Genomic DNA, 21,278 nt, shown 5'->3' on the forward strand with positions numbered 1-21,278 from the left:
GTCCTTGGACTCACTCAGCAGTGGCCGGGCTGAATTATCACAATATAACCTGCCCTATTCGGCCTCAGCTATTGTTGCTACCTTTACCTTTAGTTATTCTATGTCGATTATTTTGACTGTGTTTATGTAATTCACAAAGATTCCGGAAGTCATCGATGCAAGAACAATATCGTCCACAGGACATTGAACCGAAAGTTCAAGAACATTGGGACAACAACCAAACCTTTGTTGTAAGTGAAGACCCGAATAAAGAAAAATTCTACTGTCTTTCCATGTTCCCGTACCCGAGTGGACGCCTCCACATGGGGCACGTGCGTAACTACACCATCGGTGACGTGATTTCCCGTTATCAGCGCCTGCAGGGCAAAAACGTCATGCAGCCGATCGGCTGGGATGCTTTCGGTCTGCCTGCAGAAAATGCCGCGGTGAAAAACAACACAGCACCAGCGCCGTGGACTTACGAAAACATTGATTACATGAAGAACCAGCTGAAACTGCTGGGCTTCGGCTACGACTGGAAGCGTGAATTCGCAACCTGTACGCCAGAATACTATCGCTGGGAACAAGAGTTCTTCACCAAGCTGTACAACAAAGGCCTGGTATACAAGAAGACCTCTTCCGTGAACTGGTGTCCGAATGACCAGACCGTTCTGGCGAACGAGCAGGTCGAAGATGGTTGCTGCTGGCGTTGTGATACGCCGGTCGAGCAAAAAGAAATTCCACAGTGGTTTATCAAAATCACAGCTTATGCGCAGGAATTGCTGGACGATCTGGACAATCTGGAAGGTTGGCCTGACATGGTCAAAACCATGCAGCGCAACTGGATTGGTCGCTCTGAAGGCGTAGAGCTGGCCTTTGATGTTGAAGGTCAGGACGCACCGCTGGAAGTATACACCACGCGCCCGGACACCCTGATGGGTGTGACCTACGTGGGGATCGCTGCCGGTCACCCGCTGGCTGACAAAGCGGCACAGAATAACCCTGAACTGGCTGCCTTTATCGATGAGTGCCGCAACACCAAAGTTGCTGAAGCCGAACTGGCCACCATGGAGAAGAAAGGCATGGCCACGGGCCTGTATGCCATTCATCCGCTGAACGGCCGCCGTGTTCCGGTTTACGTCGCGAACTTTGTGCTGATGGACTATGGCACAGGTGCCGTGATGGCTGTTCCTGCGCACGATCAGCGCGACTTTGAATTCGCCACCAAATACGGTCTGGACATTGTGCCAGTCATCAAGCCTGCCGACGGCAGTGCTCTGGACATCAGCGAAGCGGCTTACACCGAAAAAGGTGTTCTGTTCGACTCGGGTGAATTCGACGGTCTGGCATTCCAGGCTGCGTTTGATGCAATTGCCGCCAAGCTGGAAACAGAAGGCAAAGGCAAGAAAACCGTGAATTTCCGTCTGCGCGACTGGGGTGTTTCCCGTCAGCGCTACTGGGGCGCACCGATCCCGATGGTCACCACAGAAGATGGTGAAGTGCATCCGGTCCCGGCGGACCAGCTACCCGTGATTCTGCCGGAAGATGTGGTGATGGACGGCGTAACCAGCCCAATCAAAGCAGACAAAGCATGGGCCGAAACCACCTTTGAAGGCAGACCTGCACTGCGTGAAACCGACACCTTCGACACCTTCATGGAGTCGTCCTGGTACTACGCACGCTACTGCTCGCCAAAAGCGGACGAAATGCTGGATTCCGATGCGGCCAACTACTGGCTGCCGGTAGACCAGTACATCGGGGGGATCGAGCACGCGTGTATGCACCTGCTGTATTCCCGCTTCTTCCACAAGCTGCTGCGCGACAGCGGTATGGTCACCAGTGACGAGCCGTTCAAGCAGCTGCTGTGTCAGGGGATGGTGCTGGCAGATGCCTTCTACTACACCAGTGACAAAGGCGCGAAAATCTGGGTGTCTCCGACAGAAGTCACTCTGGAACGCGACGAAAAAGGCCGCATTACGCAAGCGACGGACGAAGAAGGCAACGCGCTGATTCACTCCGGCATGACTAAGATGTCCAAGTCGAAGAACAACGGTATCGACCCGCAGGAAATGGTCGACAAATACGGTGCGGACACCGTCCGTCTGTTCATGATGTTTGCCTCTCCGGCGGATATGACTCTGGAATGGCAGGAGTCTGGCGTCGAAGGCGCAAACCGCTTCCTGAAACGTGTCTGGAAACTTGTTTTTGAACATACCGCAAAAGGCGCGGTCGAAGCTCTGGATGCTGCCTCTCTGACGGCAGATCAGAAAGCGCTGCGTCGTGATGTCCATAAGACAATTGCCAAAGTCAGCGATGACATTGGCCGCCGTCAGACGTTCAACACAGCGATTGCTGCGATCATGGAACTGATGAACAAGCTGGGTAAAGCCCCGCAGGATTCTGTCCAGGACCGCGCACTGCTGGACGAAGCCCTGAAAGCTGTAGTTCGGATGCTGTACCCAATCACCCCGCACGTCTGTTTTGAGCTGTGGGCTGCACTGGGTGAGTCTGACGTTGACCACGCTGATTGGCCTGTCGCAGACGACAAAGCGATGATCGAAGATGAGAAGCTCATCATCGTTCAGGTGAACGGTAAGCTGCGTGCCAAATTGACGGTGGCTGCTGACGCTGACAAAGCGCAGGTCGAAGCCATTGCGCTGGCGGACGAAAACGTGTCGAAATTTACGGATGATAAAACCATCCGGAAGGTCATTTTCGTCCCGGGCAAGTTACTGAATATCGTCGCCAACTAATCCGGCACACGAACAACGCCTTCCCACCGGGAAGGCGTTTTCTCTTGAATTCTTGATATGTTTGACAAGGAGTAGACACGGTGAGCACCGCTTCATCCCTGCTGTCCCGTTTTCGTCTGGTGATTGTTGTCCTGCTCGCGCTGGCAACAGCCTCTTGCGGCTTTCATTTGCGCGGCAACTATATGCTGCCCGACGACATCGCACGCCTGTCTCTGACCAGTTTCGATAAATACGGGCCACTGACCCGCATGGTTAAATCTCAGTTTAAGCTTCACGGTATTGAAGCCGTTCCGCCGTCGTCTCAGGTGCCAAACCTGCATTTGATCAGCGAGTCTCAGGGCGAGCGAACCCTGTCGCTGTATCAGAACAGCCGCGCAGCCGAATATGAGCTGACCTATACCGTGAGCTATCAGGTGGTTGTCCCGGAAAAAGGGGCCAAACGCTTTACCACCAAAGTGAATCGGAGCTTTCTGGACAACCCGTTAACGGCGCTTGCGAAGTCTGTAGAGCGCGACATGTTGCTTGACGAAATGCGTGAACAGGCTGCCCGTCAGATCATGCGCCAGCTTGCGCGCCTGACCGCAGATCTGAACCAGTTGGACGAAGACGAGACGCTGTCTGATGACGTTTCAGCTGTTGAAACTGAAACCGACCCGGATCAAGCAACCACGAATCAACGGTTTCAGGCCGGGGACACAGCGACACCATGAGGATTTACCCGGAACAACTGGGGGAACGCCTGAAACAAGGGCTGTCCTCGGCTTATCTGGTTTGTGGTAACGAGCCTTTACTGCTTCAGGAAACCTCAGATTTACTGAGGCAACATGGCAAAACAGCGGGGTTTCTGGAGCGCCACAGTTATTCGGTCGACAGCCAGCTTGACTGGACGGAAGTGCTGGATTGCTGTCAGGCGCTGAGCTTGTTTTCTGCCCGGCAAATCATTGAACTGACCCTGCCGGAAACTGGCCTCAACGCCAATCAGGCCAAATCCTTACAAACCGTCCTTGATGCTTTGCATCCGGATATACTGCTGCTGGTTTATGGCCCTCGCCTGAATAAAAAACAGGAGTCCGGCGCCTGGTTCAAAGCGCTGACTGCACAGGGCATCTATGTGCCTTGCAATACACCGGATGCCCGCCAGCTGCCACGATTTATTCAGCAGCGTTGTCAGCAGCTCGGCCTGAAAGCTGATGCAGAGTCCATCCAGTTACTGGCACAGTGGCATGAGGGAAACCTGCTGGCGTTATCGCAAAGCCTGCATAAGCTCACCCTGATTTACCCCGACGGCACCCTGACCGTCCCCCGGATTCAGGATGCGCTCAGTCGCCACAATCATTACACTCCATTTCAATTGCTCGACGCACTGCTGGCCGGACAGGCCAAACGCAGCCAGCGTATTTTGCGTCAGCTGGAAGCGGAAGGGGTTGAAGCCATCATCATTCTGCGGACCCTTCAGCGAGAGCTGACCCAGCTCTACCGAATGCAGGAAATGGGTAAGCAAGGCACTCCCCTGAACCGGATCTTTGAGAACTTTCGGGTCTGGCAGAACCGCCGCGAGCTTTACGTGGGCGCCCTGCACCGCTTACCACTGCCCCTGTTGCTGCAAGCCCTGCATCAACTGACTCAGTTGGAACGTCAGGTCAAAACAGATTTCGACAGCCATATCTGGCCGGGGTTAAGCACCTTGGCCACTCTGATGTGCGGCATGAGCCAAGGCTTACCCCGAGCGCAGTGAGGTAAATTATTGTTAAATCTGGCTGCTGCTCAAAAAATTCCGCTGAACTGCACGCCGCTCAAACCGCCGCACGGATTGAGCGTGCTATACTCCGGCGTTAAAATGTGAACCTGATCGATGCATCCGACGCTAATCTATGAATAGTGTCAGCCATCATGAATGACCAAAATAGAGGGAGTCCCTTTGCAGGTACAAGAATTACACGATTTTATTGTTGATAAAATTGATGACATGAAAGCGCAAGATATCGTCACCCTTGATGTGCGCGGCAAATCCAGCATTACGGATCTCATGGTCCTGTGCACAGGGACCTCAAACCGTCATGTAGCTTCAATTGCCGACAATGTCAGCAAAGCCTCCAAACTGATTGATTTCCCGCCTTTCGGGATCAGCGGTGAAGAAGATGCGGAGTGGGTTGTTGTGGACATGGGCAGTGTCATGCTGCACATCATGCAGGAGGATGCCCGAAAAATGTATCAGCTGGAAAAGCTTTGGGGCTAACTGACGGATGAAGTTACAACTGATTGCCGTTGGTACCAAAATGCCCAAATGGGTAGAAACCGGCTTTGAAGAATACCGCCGCCGCTTTCCGAAAGACATGCCGCTGGAACTGATTGAAATTCCAGCCGGAAAACGGGGGAAAAACGCTGACATTGCACGCATTCTGCAAAAAGAAGGCGAAGCCATGCTGGCTGCCGTCGCGAAAGGAAACCGGATTGTGACCCTGGATATTCCGGGCAAGCGCTGGGATACCGATCAACTGGCGGGTCAGCTGGAAAGCTGGAAGCTGGATGGCCGGGATGTCTCGATCCTGATTGGTGGCCCTGAAGGTCTGGCCCCGGCATGTAAAGCCGCGGCCGAGCAAAGCTGGTCTCTCTCTCCGCTGACTCTGCCGCACCCGCTCGTCCGCATTGTGATGGCCGAAAGTCTGTACCGGGCTTGGAGTATCACCGCCAATCATCCGTATCACAGGGAATAAGCCGGTATGCGCAAAAAGCGACTTCAGATCCGCGATCATCAGGCCGAATCCTCGTTGTTTTTCCGCCGGGCGATCGTGTCCTTTGCCGGTATTATTGCCCTGATCGGCGTGTTGATCGCCAATCTCTACCATATTCAGGTCAGCGAGTTTGAGGATTATCAAACTCGTTCCAACGATAACCGCATCAAGATTGTGCCTGTGGCGCCGAACCGCGGCCTGATCTATGACCGGAATGGTGTACTGCTGGCGGAAAACCGACCGGTCTACTCTCTGGAAGTGGTCACGGAAAAAGTTCCGGATCTGGAGGACAGTTTTACGCGCCTGAAATCTCTGCTGGGCATTACAGACGAAGAAATTGAACGGTTTGAGCGTGAGCGCCGCCGTACTCGCCGGTTTAATTCCGTGCCGCTGCGTAACCAGTTGACGGAAAAAGAAGTTGCCCTGTTTTCAGTCAATCAGCACCGTTTCCCTGGTGTCGAAGTCAAAGCTTACCTGAAACGCTACTACCCCTTTAGCGATGCTCTCACCCATGTGCTGGGTTATGTGGCGAAAATCAACGACCGTGATCTGGACACGCTGGATCGCAACGGTGTCCTCAATAACTACAAAGCGACACGGGATATCGGCAAGTTAGGGGTCGAAAAATATTATGAAGAGATGCTGCATGGCACCTCCGGCTATCAGGAAGTTGAAGTGAACAGCCGGGGTCGGATCATCCGCACCCTGAAGTATGTCCCGCCGATTCCGGGCAAAGATATCCGGCTGAATCTGGATATTGAGCTGCAATTGTATGTGAAGCAATTGCTCACGGAGAAGAAAACAGATCCGGAGACCGGTGAAGAATACATCAAGGTCAAACGGGGTTCTGTTGTCGTTCTGGATCCCAAAGATTCCGCCGTGCTGGCGATGGTTTCCAGCCCAAGTTACGATCCCAACCTGTTCGTACACGGCATCTCGTCCAAACAGTACAGCGAATTACTGAATGATAAAGATCGCCCGCTGGTGAACCGGGTGACGCTGGGGATCTATCCACCTGCGTCAACGATTAAACCGATTATTGCCGTAGCTGCTCTGGCAGAAGGGGTCATCACCACCAGCACCACCCGAAACGATCCGGGATACTGGAAAATTCCCAATACCAACAGCCGGCCATTCCGTGACTGGCTGCGCTGGGGCCATGGCCGGGTGAATATTCACAAAGCCATTGAAGAGTCGGTGGATACCTTCTTCTACCAGATTGCGTATGACATGGGGATTGATCGCCTGTCTTCCTGGATGAGCCGGTTTGGCTTCGGTGAATACACCGGGATTGATATCCATGAAGAAAGCAGTGCCAATATGCCGACCCGAGAGTGGAAGCAAGCCCGTTTCCGCCAGCCCTGGTATCAGGGTGATACCATTCCGGTTGGCATCGGTCAGGGATACTGGACAGCAACGCCACTTCAGATCGCCAAGGCAATCACGGTACTGGTGAACGACGGGGTTGTTCGTGCACCGCACTTACTGAAAGATATTATGGGTCCGGAGGGCGAAAAGCCCGGCATGTATGAAGTCTTCCCACCGATTACCGGCGTCGATCCAAAGTACTGGCAAGTTGCAAAAGACGGGATGTACCGGGTGCTTTTCGGAAACCGGGGAACCGCCCGCCGCGCCTTCTATGGTTCGGAATATAAAGCTGGCGGGAAATCCGGTTCAGCGCAAGTCTTTGGTCTGGCTGAAGATCAGGAATACAACGCAGAAGAACTGGAAGAACATCTGCGCGATCACGCCCTGTTCACCGCCTTTGCGCCTTTTGAAAACCCTCAGGTTGTCGTGGCGATGGTCCTGGAAAATGCCGGTGGCGGTTCCAGTAATGGGGGTCCGGTCGCCCGTAAAATTTTCGACCACATGCTGCTTGAACACAAGGAAGCACATGACACAAACACATCCGCACGTGCAGAGGTAGCACAATGAGTATCATGGCTGCAGCAGGCAGCAAAACCACCCTGAGTGATCGCCTGCATATTGATGTCCCTTTGCTGCTGGGCATTCTCACGCTGATGGGATTCGCCCTGGTGGTGATGTACAGCGCCAGCGGGCAGAACATGGCGATGATGGAACGTCAGGCTGTCCGGATGCTGCTGTCGCTGGCGATTATGTTCATTCTGGCGCAGGTTGCTCCAAGGCACTACGAGGCCTGGGCTCCCTATCTGTTCGGGGTCGGGCTGTTGCTGCTGGTTGGTGTGCTACTGTTCGGTGAGATCTCGAAAGGTGCCCAGCGCTGGCTGGATCTCGGTGTCGTCCGCTTCCAGCCCTCGGAGTTGATCAAACTGGCCGTGCCGCTCATGGTGGCGCGGTTTATCGGGAATCATCCGCTACCGCCCAGCTTGAAAAATATCATCATTGCCACCCTGATGATTTTCATCCCGACGATTCTGATTGCCAAACAGCCGGATCTGGGAACGTCGATTCTGATTGCCGCTTCCGGGGTGTTTGTGCTGTTTTTATCCGGGATCAGCTGGCGGATTATTATCTTTGCCGGCATGCTGATTGCCGCTTTCGTGCCGGTGCTGTGGTTCTTTCTGATGCATGACTACCAGCGGACTCGCGTACTGACCCTCTTCAATCCTGAGTCCGATCCGCTCGGCGCTGGTTATCACATCATCCAGTCGAAAATTGCCATTGGTTCTGGTGGGATTACCGGCAAAGGCTGGCTGCACGGCACTCAGTCGCAGCTGGAGTTTCTTCCGGAACGCCACACGGACTTTATTTTTGCCGTCATTGCCGAGGAATGGGGCCTGTCTGGTGTGATTGGCCTGCTGGCCCTGTATCTCTTTATCATCGGCCGCGGGCTGCTTCTGGCCAACCGTGCACAAACCGCCTTTGGCCGCATGATGGCTGGCAGTATCGTCCTGAGTTTCTTCGTTTATGTCTTCGTCAACATCGGCATGGTCAGCGGCCTGCTGCCGGTTGTTGGTGTTCCCCTGCCCCTGGTCAGTTACGGCGGGACCTCCATGGTTACCCTGATGGCTGGCTTTGGCATTCTGATGTCGATTCACACTCACCGAAAAATGTTGTCCAAGGCCAATTGATGCACACTGCTATCCGTATTCTCACGCTCACACTGGGCTTCACCCTGTTTCTGGCAGGGTGTAGCACAACCTCTACGTCTAAACGCTACGATATTCAAGATGATCATGCGCCGGAAAGCTCGCCTTCACTGGATCACATTGAAGATGCTCAGCCAAGGTACGAACCCAAAAGTCTGGCCGGAAACAGCAACTATACCCTGCGTGGCCAGCATTATCAGATTCTGTCTGCAGACCAGCCGTTCACCCAAAGCGGCCTGGCTTCATGGTACGGCAAGAAATTTCACGGACACCAGACGTCCAATGGCGAAATCTACGATATGTTCTCCATGACCGCAGCGCATAAAACGCTGCCCTTGCCCAGCTATGTCAAAGTCACCAACACCAGCAATGGCAAAACGGCTATTGTCCGGGTGAATGACCGCGGGCCGTTTCACGAAGGGCGTATCATCGATCTGAGTATGGCCGCAGCCACCAAACTGGATGTGATTGGCCACGGCACGGCGCCCGTGAGTATTGAGTTGCTCCAGATGCCCAAGCCAGATACAGAAGAATGGCAAAGCGCCAATCCGCAATGGTTTTTCGTTCAACTGGCCGCTTTCAGCGATCTGAACAAAGCACAGCTTGCTGCACAGAAACTGAAAGCGGAATTCCACACCCCGGTCGACGTTAAAAAAGCGGGCGCCGCCGCGATCTATCGCCTGCGGCTGGGACCTTATCTGGACTCCCAGGAAGCCGAGCAACACCGTGACCAAGCCAGAGAAAATCAGTTCCCCGAAGCTTTTATCGTTTCAGAGCAACGCGTATTGAACTAATTTGTCACTTAAAAGTCTAACAAAAGAATGTCAAAAATTCACAAGATTCCTGAAAGGCCCACTATTCACCGGGTTGAGCACTGTTTATCAGGGCTCAATCTGATATAGTGATTCCAACTTTTTTGTTATCCGCAATCCAAGTAACCAAGTATCATGAATAAATCTGCTGCATTTTTTCGCTCTGTCGCCGCCTCAGCCGTACTACTGGCAAGTATTTCGGTGACTGCGGCACCTGCCGTTATTCCAGACGCCCCGCAGATAGCCGCAAAAGGGTATATCCTGATGGACTACCATTCAGGCAAGATTCTGGCCGGGAATAACGAATACGAAAAACTTCCACCAGCCAGCCTGACCAAAATGATGACCAGCTATGTCATTGGCCAGGCAGTAAAAAGCGGTAAAATTTCGCTGGATGATACTGTCGTCATCAGTAAAAATGCCTGGGCGAAAAACTTTCCTGGCTCTTCCAAGATGTTCATCGAGGTGGGCACCGAAGTGAAAGTTGCTGATCTGAACCGCGGGATCATCATCCAGTCCGGCAACGATGCTTGTGTCGCAATGGCTGAACATGTGGCCGGATCTGAAGACTCTTTCGTGAGCCTGATGAATCAGTGGGCACAAGCGCTGGGCATGAATTCCACCCATTTTGCGAATGTGCACGGCCTGGACAACCCAGACCTGTATACCACGCCGTATGACATGGCACTGCTGGCCGAAGGCCTGATTCGTGATGTGCCGGACGAATTTGCCATCTATAAGGAAAAGTCATTCCGCTACAACGGCATTGAGCAGTTCAACCGCAACAGCCTGCTGTGGGACAAAAGCCTGAATGTTGATGGCCTGAAAACAGGTCATACCGACAACGCTGGTTACAGCCTGGTTAGTACCGCAACGGATGGTCAGATGCGTCTGATCGCTGTGGTCATGGGAACCCAGAATGCAAATTCACGAAAAGCCGAGAGCAAAAAGCTGCTGAACTATGGTTTCCGTTTCTTTGATACCGTTTCACCGCATAAAGCCAACGAAACCTTTGTGACCGAGAAAGTCTGGATGGGCGACAGCGATGAAGTCTCTCTGGGTGTGAGTCAGGATACTTACGTCACGCTGCCACGCAACTCAGTCAAAGACCTGAAAGCAAGCTTTGTGCTGGAAAAAGAACTGAAAGCACCGATCCGCAAAGGCGATGAAGTCGGTAAGCTGTACTATCGTCTTGGCGATGAAGATGTGGCTGAATACCCGTTACTGGCCCTGAACGATGTTGAACAGGGCAGTATCTTCAGCCGCCTGATCGATTATATCGCCTTGTTATTTAAAGGCTGGTTGAGCTAAAGCAACCCAAAAGATGAAAGGACAGCCATGCTGTCCTTTTTCTTTGGTCTGTCTGAGTTCTCTCAGAGAGTGCGCCCTCTCCCGAACCTCGACTTGAGTTATGGACAGCTTGCCATTAATATGCTGCCCTTACTTGTGATATACCGCATACCTTCCCGGGAGTTCAGCATGCAACAGCAAGAACAGCCAAAATTAAAAGACCTCTTAGAGTTCCCTTGCCAATTTACTTATAAGGTGATGGGTTTTAACAAGCCTGAGCTGCCTGATCTGGTCGTGGAAGTGATCCAGCGCCACGCTCCGGGCGACTATACCCCAAACGTGAAGCCAAGCGGTAAAGGCACTTACAGTGCCGTCTCTATCACGATCACGGCCACAAGTATTGAGCAGGTTGAAACCCTGTATCAAGAACTGGGCGACATTGAGATTGTCCGTCTCGTACTTTAAGGTCTGGTCTTACCGAACAATTGGCGGCTGAAATTTCAGCCGCCAAGCTTTATAATGCACCAATATGGGTATCCGCTGTATCTGGGCGGCTGCCGAAAGACAACATAGGTGTGAATGTGCAACAAAATCTCATTGTCCGTAATCTGGGCCTGATTGACTACGCTGTCACTTATGAGGCCATGCATGATTTCACCGCCGATCGCAACGACGACACTGTTGATGAGATCTGGCTGGTTGAGCATCTGCCTGTCTTTACTCAAGGCCAGGCCGGGAAAGCCGAGCATGTCCTGAATCCCGGTGATATACCGATTTTTCAGAGCGACCGTGGCGGACAAGTCACCTATCACGGCCCCGGGCAGCAAATGGTGTATCTGATGATCGATCTGCGCCGCCACAAGCTGGGCGTTCGTGAACTGGTCACACAGATTGAAAGCACAATCATCAACACACTATCCCGTTTTGGGGTAACCTCCAATGCCCGTCCAGATGCGCCTGGCGTATATGTTGACGGGAAAAAAATCTGCTCACTCGGTCTACGTATTCGTCGCGGCTGTTCTTTTCATGGCCTCGCCCTCAACGTCAACATGGATCTGTCGCCATTTCAGCGTATTAATCCCTGTGGCTATGCGGGCATGGAAATGACGCAGCTGGCTATGTTCAATGGCCCTACAGAACTGGCTGACGTGCAACCTGTACTTGTCGATGAGTTAGTGAAATTGCTCGATTATCAGAGCATAGAGTGGATAACGGAAAGCAATCAATCATGAGCAAACCGATCGTAATAGAACCTGGCGTCAAATACCGCGACGCCGAGAAAATGGCCCTGATTCCGGTACGAAATGTGGAACAGGAAGAAGCACCTCGCGAAATGCTGCGCAAGCCGGAATGGATGAAAATCAAGCTTCCGTCCGACACCCAGCGGATCCGGGACATCAAGGATGCGATGCGCAAAAACAACCTGCACTCGGTCTGTGAAGAAGCATCGTGTCCGAACCTTGCTGAGTGCTTCAGCCACGGTACGGCAACCTTCATGATTCTGGGTGCCATCTGTACTCGTCGCTGTCCATTCTGCGACGTTGCTCATGGCCGCCCGTTACCACCGAGTGCAGAAGAACCGGTTCATCTGGCACAAACCATTGCCGACATGAAACTGCGCTATGTTGTGGTGACATCTGTTGACCGGGACGACCTGCGTGACGGCGGTGCACAGCACTTTGCCGACTGTATCCGCGAAATTCGCGTGAAAAACCCGGAAATCACAATCGAAACTCTGGTTCCGGACTTCCGTGGCCGGATGGATCGTGCGCTGGATATCCTGCGCGACAACCCGCCAGATGTCTTCAACCATAACCTGGAAACTGCGCCACGCCTGTATCGCAAAGCTCGTCCGGGTGCGAACTACCAGTGGTCGCTGGATCTGCTGAAAAAATTTGGTGAGATGCACCCGAACGTTCCGACCAAGTCTGGTCTGATGATGGGTCTGGGTGAGACCAAAGAAGAGATCGTTGAAGTTCTGAAAGATCTGCGGGCGCATGGCGTTACCATGCTGACACTGGGCCAGTATCTGGCACCTAGCCGTCATCACCTGCCGGTTGAACGCTACGTGCCACCTTCTGAGTTTGATGAACTGAAAGAAATCGCACTGGAGCTGGGATTCACCCATGCAGCTTGTGGTCCGTTTGTCCGTTCTTCATACCACGCGGATCTTCAGGCCAAAGGCGAAGAAGTGAAGTAATTCTGAGCAGGCAGTACAGACTGCCTGTTTCATCGCCTCAGACACCCGTTCTGAAGACATAAAAAAAACGCTTCATCTGAAGCGTTTTTTTGTTTCTTTGTTTTTCGACGCGACCATCAACTCTGGTTTTCTTTATCAATCGCAGCAGCCAGTACAGGTGCAAAGCTTTGTAATGCTTCTTCAGTTACCGGTTTACCGTCTTCATCCGTCACCGTAATCGATGTTCGGTTGCCCAAATCGCCAAGCTGTAGCTGATACTCACGATTATTCAACTGAAGCGGCTGAATGCCCAGATCGATCCAGAACGGATCATCCGGCTCGCGGAAAGTGACATCCACGGTGCCCTGAGAGCGATTTCGCCCATCAACGGTAAAGCCCAGCGTCTGCAACAGACCCGGCAAACGTTCCCAGAAGACATTGTAAGGCGCACGTGCAATCACCACAGGCAAACCACTCCGGTCCTGAGCCATGGTGATCGGAATTTGTTTCACCAGCTCCTGAGCCCGCAGGCGCGCTTTCTCACGCTCATACGCATCATACTTCGCCATGACCAGATTGGTCATCAGAATGCTGTAGCGCTCCTGATTCACGAGACTGACCGGCTTCTCTGCACCACCTTCACGCCAGTCCAGGAGCTTAATGGTATACAAGTACTGACCATTTTCAGCAGAACGGCTGATTCGGTAACGGCTGCTGACTTCCGTATCCTCATCCTCGTTGTTCCAGTTGACCCAAGCTGTTTCCAGGGTCTGAGCCGTATCCACATCAAAAGCAATCTGACGCTCGCGACCAAGACGCTTGGTCAGCGTCCAGAGCTCATCCAGTTCTGCAGCACTCACCAATTGCAAGCTGACCGTACCATCAGTGTTATTGACCGTTCTGGCACCAGGGATCAACGCCAGGACCTGCTGCGGCGGACGGATATCGACAGCTTTGCCAATCGAACCCGGGTATTCCTTGGGGGGAATAGCATACTCATTGGAAACCGTTGCAACGCTCTCGCTGGGGCTGTTCCAACTGCCCAAGGCCGCAGTTTCCAGATAATTAAAGTCCTGATTTGCCTGACGTCGGCGCTCCGCGCCTCCTGAACAGCCAGCCAGTGCAGCAACCATGACAGCCGTAACTGCCAGCTTGTAATTTACATTCATGTAGCGCTCTTACGTTCCTATGCGGTGGCCAGTGAAGGCAGCAGTTTCGCATCTTTCAACGCTTGCAGCACAACAGGTTCAGCCTCTTTGCTCAACGGCGTCAGTGGCAGACGCAGTGTCGCATGCTGGATCAGTCCCAATTTGTGCGCTGCCCATTTCACCGGAATGGGATTCGACTCAACAAACAGGTTTTTGTGCAGTGGCATCAACCGGTCATCAATGGCTTTCGCTGCATCCAGCTCGCCATCCAATGCCAGTTTGAACATGGTTGCCATCTCCTGAGCCGCAATATTCGCTGTCACAGAGATCACACCGTGACCACCAAGAGCAACAAACTCTAAGCCACTTGCATCATCACCGCTGAATTGGAGGAAATCTTCACCACAAAGTTCCCGGGTTTTTTCCACACGAGACAAATCACCCGTCGCATCTTTAATGCCGATGATATTCTCAAGCTTCGACAGGCGTGCCACAGTTTCCGGCAGCATATCAACAGATGTACGACCCGGTACGTTATACAGAATTTGCGGCAAATCTGTCGCTTCAGAAATCGCTTTAAAATGCTGGTACAGACCTTCCTGAGTCGGCTTGTTGTAATAAGGCGTGACAGTCAGACAAGCGGCAACACCCGTACCCGAGAAAAGTTTGCTGAAAGTGATCGCTTCATGGGTGGCATTTGCGCCTGTGCCGGCAATAATAGGAATGCGGCCCTGAGCAAAATCGACAGTTTTCAGAACCACCTTGACGTGTTCTTCAACCGTCAGCGTGGCGGACTCACCTGTTGTTCCAACAGCAACCAGCGCATCTGTGCCTGCTGCAATATGATATTCAACCAAGGATTTCAGGCTGGCGTAATCTACCTCACCGACTTCATCCAAGGGCGTAACTAGCGCTACCATGCTACCAGTAAACATGTCGATCTCCCTTTTTTATTGATTTCTCATGGTACTTTTCAGTGACCGTAAACACAAGCGAGGAGAATGTAAAATAGCTGTCATACCTGAACAGAATATACCCGGTTTTTCTAAGGCTGTGATCCCTTGTCAAAAGTCGATAAAACCAATCATTTATGTCGTTCACAGCGTATTCCACAACAAAATACATCTTTGTTCACCATATTGTGATTTGCCCTTATTACGACATGGCCGGGAATAAGTTGGCTGTGCTACCATGCAATCATGTACGTCATCAATGTGAAACTGTATGGAACACTACCTCGTTATTACCGCGATAGGCACGGATCGGCCGGGCATCACCGATGAAATCACCCGGCATATTTCCCAGAGTGGCTGCAATATTGAAGACAGCAGACTGGCCATTTTCGGCAGCGAGTTTACCTTTATTCTGCTCCTGTCTGGTACAGCATCTGCCATTTCCCGGGTCGAGGCGACGTTGCCCCTGCAAGCACAGCAACTTGATTTGCTGACGATGATGAAGCGGACCACCCGGCATGAGCACCGTTTTTATCCTTATACAGCTGAGTTTCATATTGAGGGCACTGATGCGCCGGGGCTGATTGAAAAATTCACTCATTTCTGTGCAACCCGCCAGATAGATATCTCGGCGCTCAGTGCGCATTCTCAGGAAGATGAAAACCACGGTGAAGACGATCAACTCACGCTACAACTGAGCACAAACCTGCCTGAAGGTTGCAACCTGATGTCTTTACAGGAAGAATTTGAAGCCTTGTGCCAGGACCTTGACGTCCTCGGCACAGTGACATTTACCGGACATAACCCCAAAGAGAAAATAGAAAGGTAAGGAACAGACATGCAAACCTTGACTGCAGGAACACCCGCACCTGATTTCACCCTTCTGAATCAAAATGGCGAACCTGTCAGCCTGAACGATTTCAAAGGAAAAAAGGTTCTGGCTTATTTTTATCCGAAAGCCATGACACCGGGCTGCACCGTACAGGCCTGTGGCCTGCGTGACAGCAAAGCAGAACTGGATGCTCTGAATGTCGTCGTACTGGGGATCAGCATTGATCCCGTTAAACGCCTGCCGAAATTCATCGAACGAGACAACCTGAACTTTACCCTGCTTTCAGATGAAGACCATGCCGTCGCCGATCAGTTTGGCGTCTGGGGTGAGAAGAAGTTTATGGGCAAAGTGTACGATGGCCTGCACCGGATCAGCTTTCTGATCAACGAAGAGGGTGTGATTGAGCATGTCTTCAATAAATTCAAAACCAAAGATCACCACGACGTGGTTCTGAACTATCTCAACGAAAATCAATAATCCGATTCATTCCCTTCCCATCAGGCCGCACCTGCGGTCTGATGGATGAGCGACGTTTCTGTCACCGAGTCACCACAATAAGAACGACCTTATTTTTAAACCTTGGGTTTCCCAAATCTCTATGATTTGATTTGACTTGATTTGACTTGACTTGACTGAATATTTTACTTAGTCATCCTGTTTTTACTCACCTGCAAAATATTTTCCATCAACGCCAAAGTCATATTCAAATCTTTAATATTCAACTTACTTAATAAGTCAGACAAATCTGATTCAATAAGATTGTCAATCTGCTTGTGATATTGATCAACAATAACACCTTGCTCTGTTAATGATAGATTTTGCTTACGTTTATCATTTTGAGCAGGTACTTTACATACCAGTTGTAATTTTTCTAATTTTGAAATGGTCTGTGAAATTGCGCTTTTCGTTTTATTACAGATAATTGCTAAATCGGAAATGGTAATATCATCATTGTCTGCTATCGCACTGATGATATCTGCCTCAAATGAAAACAGCTCAGCATCTGTACCATAAGTACGTTTTTCTAATGAATAGTTTCTATAGAACTCAAACGTTTCCGTATGCTTAAGCAAAATAGCTGTAACAAGCCTATCCTTACTGATATTCACTTTAATTTCCTATTAAAATAGAATTAGACAGTGGGTTTGCCTAATTCATACAATTTGAGAAGATTAACCAAATAAAGTTAAGGGTGCAAGACTTATCACTGGGAAGAATGTGATAAGTAATAGACAAACCATCATACCGATTACAAATGGTGCCGATTCTTTAAAGATTTGTGTAACAGGCACCCCGGTCAGTGTCGAGGCTAAGAATACATTTCCTGCCATTGGCGGTGTCACAAAACCAAGTGCTAAGTTGATTGTAACCACAATACCGAAATGAACTGGATCAACGCCAAATTGTTGCACGATAGCCAGTAATATTGGTGAGAAAATTAAGTTTGCAGATGTTGGATCCAGAATCATACCAATAAATAACAAAAAGACATTAATAATGATCAAAATCACATATTTGTTATCTGTTACTGACATCAAATACTCACTGATCGTATATGGTATATCGATAATAGAAATAACGAATGATAACGACAGTGCGAAGCCAAACAGCAAGAACATCGTACCAATAATCGTCGCATTTTCATAAAGTGCCTCATAAATGGCCTTGACCGTCAGCTCCTTATAAATGAATAGCCCCATGATGATTGAATAGAAAGCACCAACAATTGAGGCCTCTGTTGGTGTAAATGTCCCACTATAAATACCACCTAAAATGATAACAGGCAATAATACAGCCCACTTCGCATCCCAAAATGTTCTTGAGATACTGCCAAATGATACCTTTCCTCCTGTCCCTTGATACCCTCTTTTCTTACCAATCACATAAGAGATAACCATCAGTACCATACCGATTAAGAGACCAGGAATTACGCCAGCAATAAAAAGATCGCCAATGTTTGTTGCCGTTGAAATACCATAAATAACGAGCGGTATTGAAGGTGGAATAATCACACCCAGTGATCCAGATGTTGTCACCAGCCCGGTCGCAAAAGGTTTCCCATAATTTGCTTTCACCATGTGAGGTATCATGATGCCACCGATAGCTGCGACTGTCGCTGGAGCCGAACCTGAAATTGCGCCAAAAAACATGCATGCAGTTACCGTTACAACAGCTAAACCAGAGGTCATATTACCAACGAGGCTATTCGCAAAATTAACTAACCTCTGCGATAACCCACCACTTTCCATGAGTATTCCGGTCAGAACGAAAAATGGGATTGCGAGCAACGGGAAAGACTCCGTGGCCGCAAACATATTTTGCGTAATAAAAGCTAAACTACCGATTGGAAAAATAGTACAAAACAATACAATACAGACACCTAAACCAATTGCCACTGGCATACCTGTCAGCATCATCACGAAGAATAGAATTAACAGTACAATTGCTTCCATGCCTATTCATCCCTATAAATTTTAATAAATTCAATAACCAATCTGATAGCTGAAACAAAAAATGCTAATGGTACACCAAGCAATGGTATCCATCTCGGTATATTCGATGCACTTGCTAATTGGTTCGTTTCATAAGCTTTCATCACTGTTGGTACGCTTTCAGCCACAATGTAAATACAAACAATAAAGAAGATAATGGTTCCTATTAATTCCATTATTTTTTGAACTTTTATTGGAAGCTTTTCAGTAATTAAAGTAATTCGAATATGCTTTCGCCTGTAAATAGCAATAGAAGAGCCAAAGTAAGCCAACCAGAGCATGCAAAAAAGTGCCACCTCTTCAGCCCAAGGAATCGAAATGTTTAATGCGTATCTTGACAAGACTTGTGCTATCAGCACAAGCCCCATGATTGCAGAGACGACAGCACATACGTACTTCTCAAAATTAACTATTTTCATATATTTGACTTACTCATCTATTGAGATGTATTTGCTGATTTGATCTCGCTCATAATCGTTGAGTAGTATTCAGCACCATCTGGATATCGTTCTGCCATAATTTTCTCAGATAAGTCCCAACTTTTAGAAACCGCTTTCTTAAATTTATCTAACTCCTGATCACTCAGATAAGTCACCGCCATTTTTCCATCTTTAAGAAACTCTAATTGCTGAGCCCAAGATTGATCAACAATGCCTCTAAAATAGAGTTGCGTTTTATCGAACGCTTGATCCCAAGAAGACTTCTCTTTATCAGTCAAACCTTGGTAAAACGCTTCATTTGTAAAATACCCAACGAAATCATATGCATGCCCACTCAATGTTAAATATTTTTGTGGCTCATATAGCCTTGCTTGTACAATGTTATCAAATGGGTTTTCTGCACCATCAATGACCTTTTGCTGTAATGATGTAAAGAGCTCTGCCCAAGATATCGGTGTGGGACTAGCACCTAATTCCTTAAATGCTTCAATATGAATGGGATTCGGTTGAACACGGATTTTTCTGTTTTTAATATCCGATAATTCTTCAATCGGTTTATCGATACTCGTTAAATGCCGATAACCCACTTCCATATACAGCTCTGCGCGCAATCCGGTTTCATCATTCATGCGTTTAGACATCATCTGTCCACCTTTACCATCAATGAATTTTCTGGGTGATTCAACATCGGGGTATTTGAACAGAAATAGATTTGATAAGGGGATGTAAGCCGGTGAAAACTCTGATACGGCTGGTAATGCAATGCCCGTTAATTGGAATAAATTATTTTGAATACCATTAATTTGACTTTGTGGGGATTTTGCAAGCCGGTTATCCCAGAAAACTTTCACCCGGAAGTCACCTGTTTTTTCAAGTTCATCCTTCAGGTACTGAATTGAGCGTACCGCTGGAAGATCAGGATTTGCATTCGGATTTCCATCAATACTCATTCGCACCATGGTCGTAGATGATACTGAAAAAGAAGTCATCAATGCGGCTGAAATGACTGAGATAGCAAAGCTTTTATTTTTAAACTGCTTGAAAGTCATGATCGTATCCTTTATGTCAAAATCACCATTATTGTTACCAACCTGTAACAAAATTAACCACTAAAAAAGCACATAAGCGTGACAAGGATCATTAAATTTAGTTAAGCACCTTAACCACAAATGCATTCAGATTTATATCATTTCGCTATAAAATACGATCAAATGTGACACCCAACACACAAAATAGTTAAGTGGCTTTACCTAATTAAACCTCACCCGTAATGTTAAACGGAAGTTAACAAATGGAGATTTAGCTCATGAAAATTACGAGTGTTGATGTAATTCAGTGCAAAGGTGAACCCTCTGTGAAGGATACGCCATGGAATCCAACCGTTATTAGAATAAACACAGATGCCGGAATTTCAGGCTACGGTGAAATTGGATTGGCTTACGGAAATAATCAAGAAGCGGCTTTCGGTATCCTCCAGGATTTCGGCAAAATAATTATCGGAATGGATCCATTTAAAATTGAAGCCATTTGGGAACATATTTACCGAAATACATTCTGGGCTATGGGTGGGGGGCCCTAAATTATGGTGGTATCTCTGCAATCGATATTGCATTATGGGATATCAAAGGAAAAGCATTAGGTGTACCGGTATATGAACTGCTGGGTGGGAAAACCAATGACAAATTGAGAACTTACGCTTCACAGATTCAGTTTGATTGGGGCTTGGAAGCTGCTGCAATGGTGACACCTGCTGACTATGCCAGAGCCACTGAAAAAGCAATGGCACAAGGGTATACCGCTGTAAAAGTAGACCCTGTCGGTTTTGACCTTGAAGGTCGATGGATGGATTGGTCAAACTACGGCCTTCTTGAAAATAAACAACTTGAGGTTGCTGTCGAACGGATTGCTGCTATCCGTCAAGCTGGCGGTAAAGACCTTGATATTATCGTTGAGTTACACTCTCTGACAGATACGAATACGGCGATTCAGCTAGGTAAACAATTAGAAAAGTTTAATTGTTTTTATTATGAAGAAGCCACAGCACCTGAAATGCCAAAATTATTCGATGAAATTGCTAATGCAGTAAATATTCCCATGGCGACAGGTGAGCGGGTTTATGGCCGACGTTCATATGCACAATTTTTTGAAGGGAGACGTTCATTGCAAATCATCCAACCTGATTTAGGGAACTGCGGTGGAATTACTGAAGGAAAGAAAATTTGTGACATGGCGAATGCATACGATATTGGCGTACAGATGCACATTTGTGGTGGCCCCATTGCAACAGCAGCAGCGTTACAGTTAGAAGCGGTGATTCCAAACTTTGTGATCCACGAACACCATGCTTGTGCCCTGCTTGAAGCGAACCGGGAACTTTGTATTCATGAGTATCAACCTGAAAATGGTTACTTTTCCATTCCAGACAAGCCAGGGATTGGCCAAGAACTCAGTGAAAAAGCTTTAAGAGAATCACGGATTGTCACGATCAAGTAAACAACAATTTTGAGTGACGAGTTCGAGCTCGTTTATGAAGTATCGAGTTTTCAGGTGAAACTGCCACAATCAACAGTTTCACCTTTTTCTATGCCGTGAAATAT

General features: G+C 49.1%; 22 protein-coding genes. 16 read left to right on the plus strand and 6 right to left on the minus strand.

What is annotated here, in order from left to right; all coding sequences use genetic code 11:
• The first annotated feature begins 155 nt into the window (after positions 1-155).
• From leuS to lipA, 12 genes are all read left to right on the plus strand, one after another.
• Positions 156-2,732, plus strand: coding sequence for a leucine--tRNA ligase (leuS, locus tag KDD30_RS11945; protein ID WP_211646066.1), 2,577 nt, complete (start codon positions 156-158; stop codon positions 2,730-2,732).
• An 80-nt stretch (positions 2,733-2,812) separates the two neighbouring features.
• A complete protein-coding gene (lptE, locus tag KDD30_RS11950) occupies positions 2,813-3,442 on the plus strand; it encodes an LPS assembly lipoprotein LptE (protein WP_249199136.1) in 630 nt (209 codons plus the stop codon).
• A complete protein-coding gene (gene holA / locus KDD30_RS11955; protein WP_211646067.1) occupies positions 3,439-4,467 on the plus strand; it encodes a DNA polymerase III subunit delta in 1,029 nt (342 codons plus the stop codon). The genes lptE and holA overlap by 4 nt, the downstream gene beginning before the upstream one ends.
• Before the next feature lie 183 nt (positions 4,468-4,650).
• Positions 4,651-4,968, plus strand: a complete 318-nt coding sequence (gene rsfS / locus KDD30_RS11960) for a ribosome silencing factor (protein WP_211646068.1) — start codon at positions 4,651-4,653, stop codon at positions 4,966-4,968.
• A gap of 7 nt (positions 4,969-4,975) precedes the next feature.
• Positions 4,976-5,446 (plus strand): 23S rRNA (pseudouridine(1915)-N(3))-methyltransferase RlmH, encoded by a 471-nt coding sequence (rlmH, locus tag KDD30_RS11965; protein ID WP_211646069.1) that lies wholly within the window; start codon positions 4,976-4,978, stop codon positions 5,444-5,446.
• Positions 5,447-5,452: 6 nt separating this feature from the next.
• Positions 5,453-7,399 (plus strand): penicillin-binding protein 2, encoded by a 1,947-nt coding sequence (gene mrdA / locus KDD30_RS11970; RefSeq protein WP_211646070.1) that lies wholly within the window; start codon positions 5,453-5,455, stop codon positions 7,397-7,399.
• On the plus strand, positions 7,396-8,517 hold the full coding sequence (gene mrdB / locus KDD30_RS11975) for a peptidoglycan glycosyltransferase MrdB (protein ID WP_211646071.1): 1,122 nt from the start codon (positions 7,396-7,398) through the stop codon (positions 8,515-8,517). Before mrdA ends, mrdB begins: the two co-directional genes overlap by 4 nt.
• On the plus strand, positions 8,517-9,329 hold the full coding sequence (locus KDD30_RS11980) for a septal ring lytic transglycosylase RlpA family protein (RefSeq protein WP_211646072.1): 813 nt from the start codon (positions 8,517-8,519) through the stop codon (positions 9,327-9,329). Before mrdB ends, KDD30_RS11980 begins: the two co-directional genes overlap by 1 nt.
• A 153-nt stretch (positions 9,330-9,482) precedes the next feature.
• Positions 9,483-10,658, plus strand: a complete 1,176-nt coding sequence (locus tag KDD30_RS11985) for a serine hydrolase (protein ID WP_211646073.1) — start codon at positions 9,483-9,485, stop codon at positions 10,656-10,658.
• 168 nt (positions 10,659-10,826) lie between these two features.
• Positions 10,827-11,102 carry a DUF493 family protein YbeD gene (gene ybeD / locus KDD30_RS11990; protein ID WP_211646074.1) on the plus strand — a complete coding sequence of 92 codons (276 nt, stop codon included), beginning with the start codon at positions 10,827-10,829 and terminating at the stop codon, positions 11,100-11,102.
• A gap of 116 nt (positions 11,103-11,218) precedes the next feature.
• Positions 11,219-11,869 carry a lipoyl(octanoyl) transferase LipB gene (gene lipB, locus KDD30_RS11995; protein ID WP_211649903.1) on the plus strand — a complete coding sequence of 217 codons (651 nt, stop codon included), beginning with the start codon at positions 11,219-11,221 and terminating at the stop codon, positions 11,867-11,869.
• Positions 11,866-12,837: a lipoyl synthase gene (gene lipA / locus KDD30_RS12000; protein ID WP_211646075.1), complete on the plus strand. Its 972-nt coding sequence runs from the start codon at positions 11,866-11,868 to the stop codon at positions 12,835-12,837. The genes lipB and lipA overlap by 4 nt, the downstream gene beginning before the upstream one ends.
• 116 nt (positions 12,838-12,953) lie before the next feature.
• On the opposite strand, the gene bamC is transcribed toward lipA, so the two are convergent.
• Entirely contained in the window at positions 12,954-13,985 is a 1,032-nt protein-coding gene (bamC, locus tag KDD30_RS12005; RefSeq protein WP_211646076.1) for an outer membrane protein assembly factor BamC, read from the minus strand.
• Between the two features lie 17 nt (positions 13,986-14,002).
• Positions 14,003-14,899 (minus strand): 4-hydroxy-tetrahydrodipicolinate synthase, encoded by an 897-nt coding sequence (dapA, locus tag KDD30_RS12010; protein WP_211646077.1) that lies wholly within the window; start codon positions 14,897-14,899, stop codon positions 14,003-14,005.
• Positions 14,900-15,188: 289 nt separating this feature from the next.
• Between dapA and KDD30_RS12015 the strand changes: the two genes are divergently transcribed.
• Both KDD30_RS12015 and bcp read left to right on the plus strand, forming a co-directional pair.
• The gene (locus tag KDD30_RS12015; protein WP_211646078.1) at positions 15,189-15,746 is read left to right on the plus strand and encodes a glycine cleavage system protein R; all 558 of its coding nucleotides are present in this window, start codon (positions 15,189-15,191) and stop codon (positions 15,744-15,746) included.
• A 9-nt stretch (positions 15,747-15,755) separates the two neighbouring features.
• Positions 15,756-16,226, plus strand: a complete 471-nt coding sequence (gene bcp, locus KDD30_RS12020; RefSeq protein WP_211646079.1) for a thioredoxin-dependent thiol peroxidase — start codon at positions 15,756-15,758, stop codon at positions 16,224-16,226.
• A 164-nt stretch (positions 16,227-16,390) separates the two neighbouring features.
• Here the strand turns inward: bcp and KDD30_RS12025 are convergent, their stop codons facing one another.
• The 4 genes from KDD30_RS12025 to KDD30_RS12040 form a co-directional block, all read right to left on the minus strand.
• Positions 16,391-16,858 (minus strand): MarR family winged helix-turn-helix transcriptional regulator, encoded by a 468-nt coding sequence (locus tag KDD30_RS12025; RefSeq protein WP_211646080.1) that lies wholly within the window; start codon positions 16,856-16,858, stop codon positions 16,391-16,393.
• Between the two features lie 63 nt (positions 16,859-16,921).
• The gene (locus tag KDD30_RS12030) at positions 16,922-18,202 is read right to left on the minus strand and encodes a TRAP transporter large permease (RefSeq protein ID WP_211646081.1); all 1,281 of its coding nucleotides are present in this window, start codon (positions 18,200-18,202) and stop codon (positions 16,922-16,924) included.
• Between the two features lie 2 nt (positions 18,203-18,204).
• A complete protein-coding gene (locus tag KDD30_RS12035; protein WP_211646082.1) occupies positions 18,205-18,660 on the minus strand; it encodes a TRAP transporter small permease in 456 nt (151 codons plus the stop codon).
• Between the two features lie 17 nt (positions 18,661-18,677).
• Complete coding sequence (locus KDD30_RS12040) at positions 18,678-19,730, minus strand: TRAP transporter substrate-binding protein (RefSeq protein ID WP_211646083.1); 1,053 nt, start codon at positions 19,728-19,730, stop codon at positions 18,678-18,680.
• Positions 19,731-19,987: 257 nt separating this feature from the next.
• Here KDD30_RS12040 and KDD30_RS24570 point away from each other — a divergent pair, with 257 nt between their 5' ends.
• Together KDD30_RS24570 and KDD30_RS24575 are read left to right on the plus strand one after the other, a co-directional pair.
• Positions 19,988-20,260 (plus strand): hypothetical protein, encoded by a 273-nt coding sequence (locus KDD30_RS24570; RefSeq protein WP_256449219.1) that lies wholly within the window; start codon positions 19,988-19,990, stop codon positions 20,258-20,260.
• A complete protein-coding gene (locus KDD30_RS24575; RefSeq protein ID WP_256449220.1) occupies positions 20,209-21,174 on the plus strand; it encodes a mandelate racemase/muconate lactonizing enzyme family protein in 966 nt (321 codons plus the stop codon). Before KDD30_RS24570 ends, KDD30_RS24575 begins: the two co-directional genes overlap by 52 nt.
• Positions 21,175-21,278: the final 104 nt, after the last annotated feature.

Source organism: Photobacterium sp. GJ3 (genome assembly GCF_018199995.1).
GTDB lineage: Bacteria > Pseudomonadota > Gammaproteobacteria > Enterobacterales > Vibrionaceae > Photobacterium.

Excerpts from the sequence above, each read along its gene's own strand:
- leuS (WP_211646066.1), top strand. The coding sequence starts at position 156 with ATGCAAGAACAATATCGTCCACAGGACATTGAACCGAAAGTTCAAGAA.
- holA (WP_211646067.1), top strand. The coding sequence starts at position 3,439 with ATGAGGATTTACCCGGAACAACTGGGGGAACGCCTGAAACAAGGGCTG.
- rlmH (WP_211646069.1), top strand. The coding sequence starts at position 4,976 with ATGAAGTTACAACTGATTGCCGTTGGTACCAAAATGCCCAAATGGGTA.
- mrdA (WP_211646070.1), top strand. The coding sequence starts at position 5,453 with ATGCGCAAAAAGCGACTTCAGATCCGCGATCATCAGGCCGAATCCTCG.
- mrdB (WP_211646071.1), top strand. The coding sequence starts at position 7,396 with ATGAGTATCATGGCTGCAGCAGGCAGCAAAACCACCCTGAGTGATCGC.
- KDD30_RS11980 (WP_211646072.1), top strand. The coding sequence starts at position 8,517 with ATGCACACTGCTATCCGTATTCTCACGCTCACACTGGGCTTCACCCTG.
- KDD30_RS11985 (WP_211646073.1), top strand. The coding sequence starts at position 9,483 with ATGAATAAATCTGCTGCATTTTTTCGCTCTGTCGCCGCCTCAGCCGTA.
- ybeD (WP_211646074.1), top strand. The coding sequence starts at position 10,827 with ATGCAACAGCAAGAACAGCCAAAATTAAAAGACCTCTTAGAGTTCCCT.
- lipA (WP_211646075.1), top strand. The coding sequence starts at position 11,866 with ATGAGCAAACCGATCGTAATAGAACCTGGCGTCAAATACCGCGACGCC.
- bamC (WP_211646076.1), bottom strand. The coding sequence starts at position 13,985 with ATGAATGTAAATTACAAGCTGGCAGTTACGGCTGTCATGGTTGCTGCA.
- dapA (WP_211646077.1), bottom strand. The coding sequence starts at position 14,899 with ATGTTTACTGGTAGCATGGTAGCGCTAGTTACGCCCTTGGATGAAGTC.
- KDD30_RS12015 (WP_211646078.1), top strand. The coding sequence starts at position 15,189 with ATGGAACACTACCTCGTTATTACCGCGATAGGCACGGATCGGCCGGGC.
- bcp (WP_211646079.1), top strand. The coding sequence starts at position 15,756 with ATGCAAACCTTGACTGCAGGAACACCCGCACCTGATTTCACCCTTCTG.
- KDD30_RS12030 (WP_211646081.1), bottom strand. The coding sequence starts at position 18,202 with ATGGAAGCAATTGTACTGTTAATTCTATTCTTCGTGATGATGCTGACA.
- KDD30_RS12035 (WP_211646082.1), bottom strand. The coding sequence starts at position 18,660 with ATGAAAATAGTTAATTTTGAGAAGTACGTATGTGCTGTCGTCTCTGCA.
- KDD30_RS12040 (WP_211646083.1), bottom strand. The coding sequence starts at position 19,730 with ATGACTTTCAAGCAGTTTAAAAATAAAAGCTTTGCTATCTCAGTCATT.
- KDD30_RS24570 (WP_256449219.1), top strand. The coding sequence starts at position 19,988 with ATGAAAATTACGAGTGTTGATGTAATTCAGTGCAAAGGTGAACCCTCT.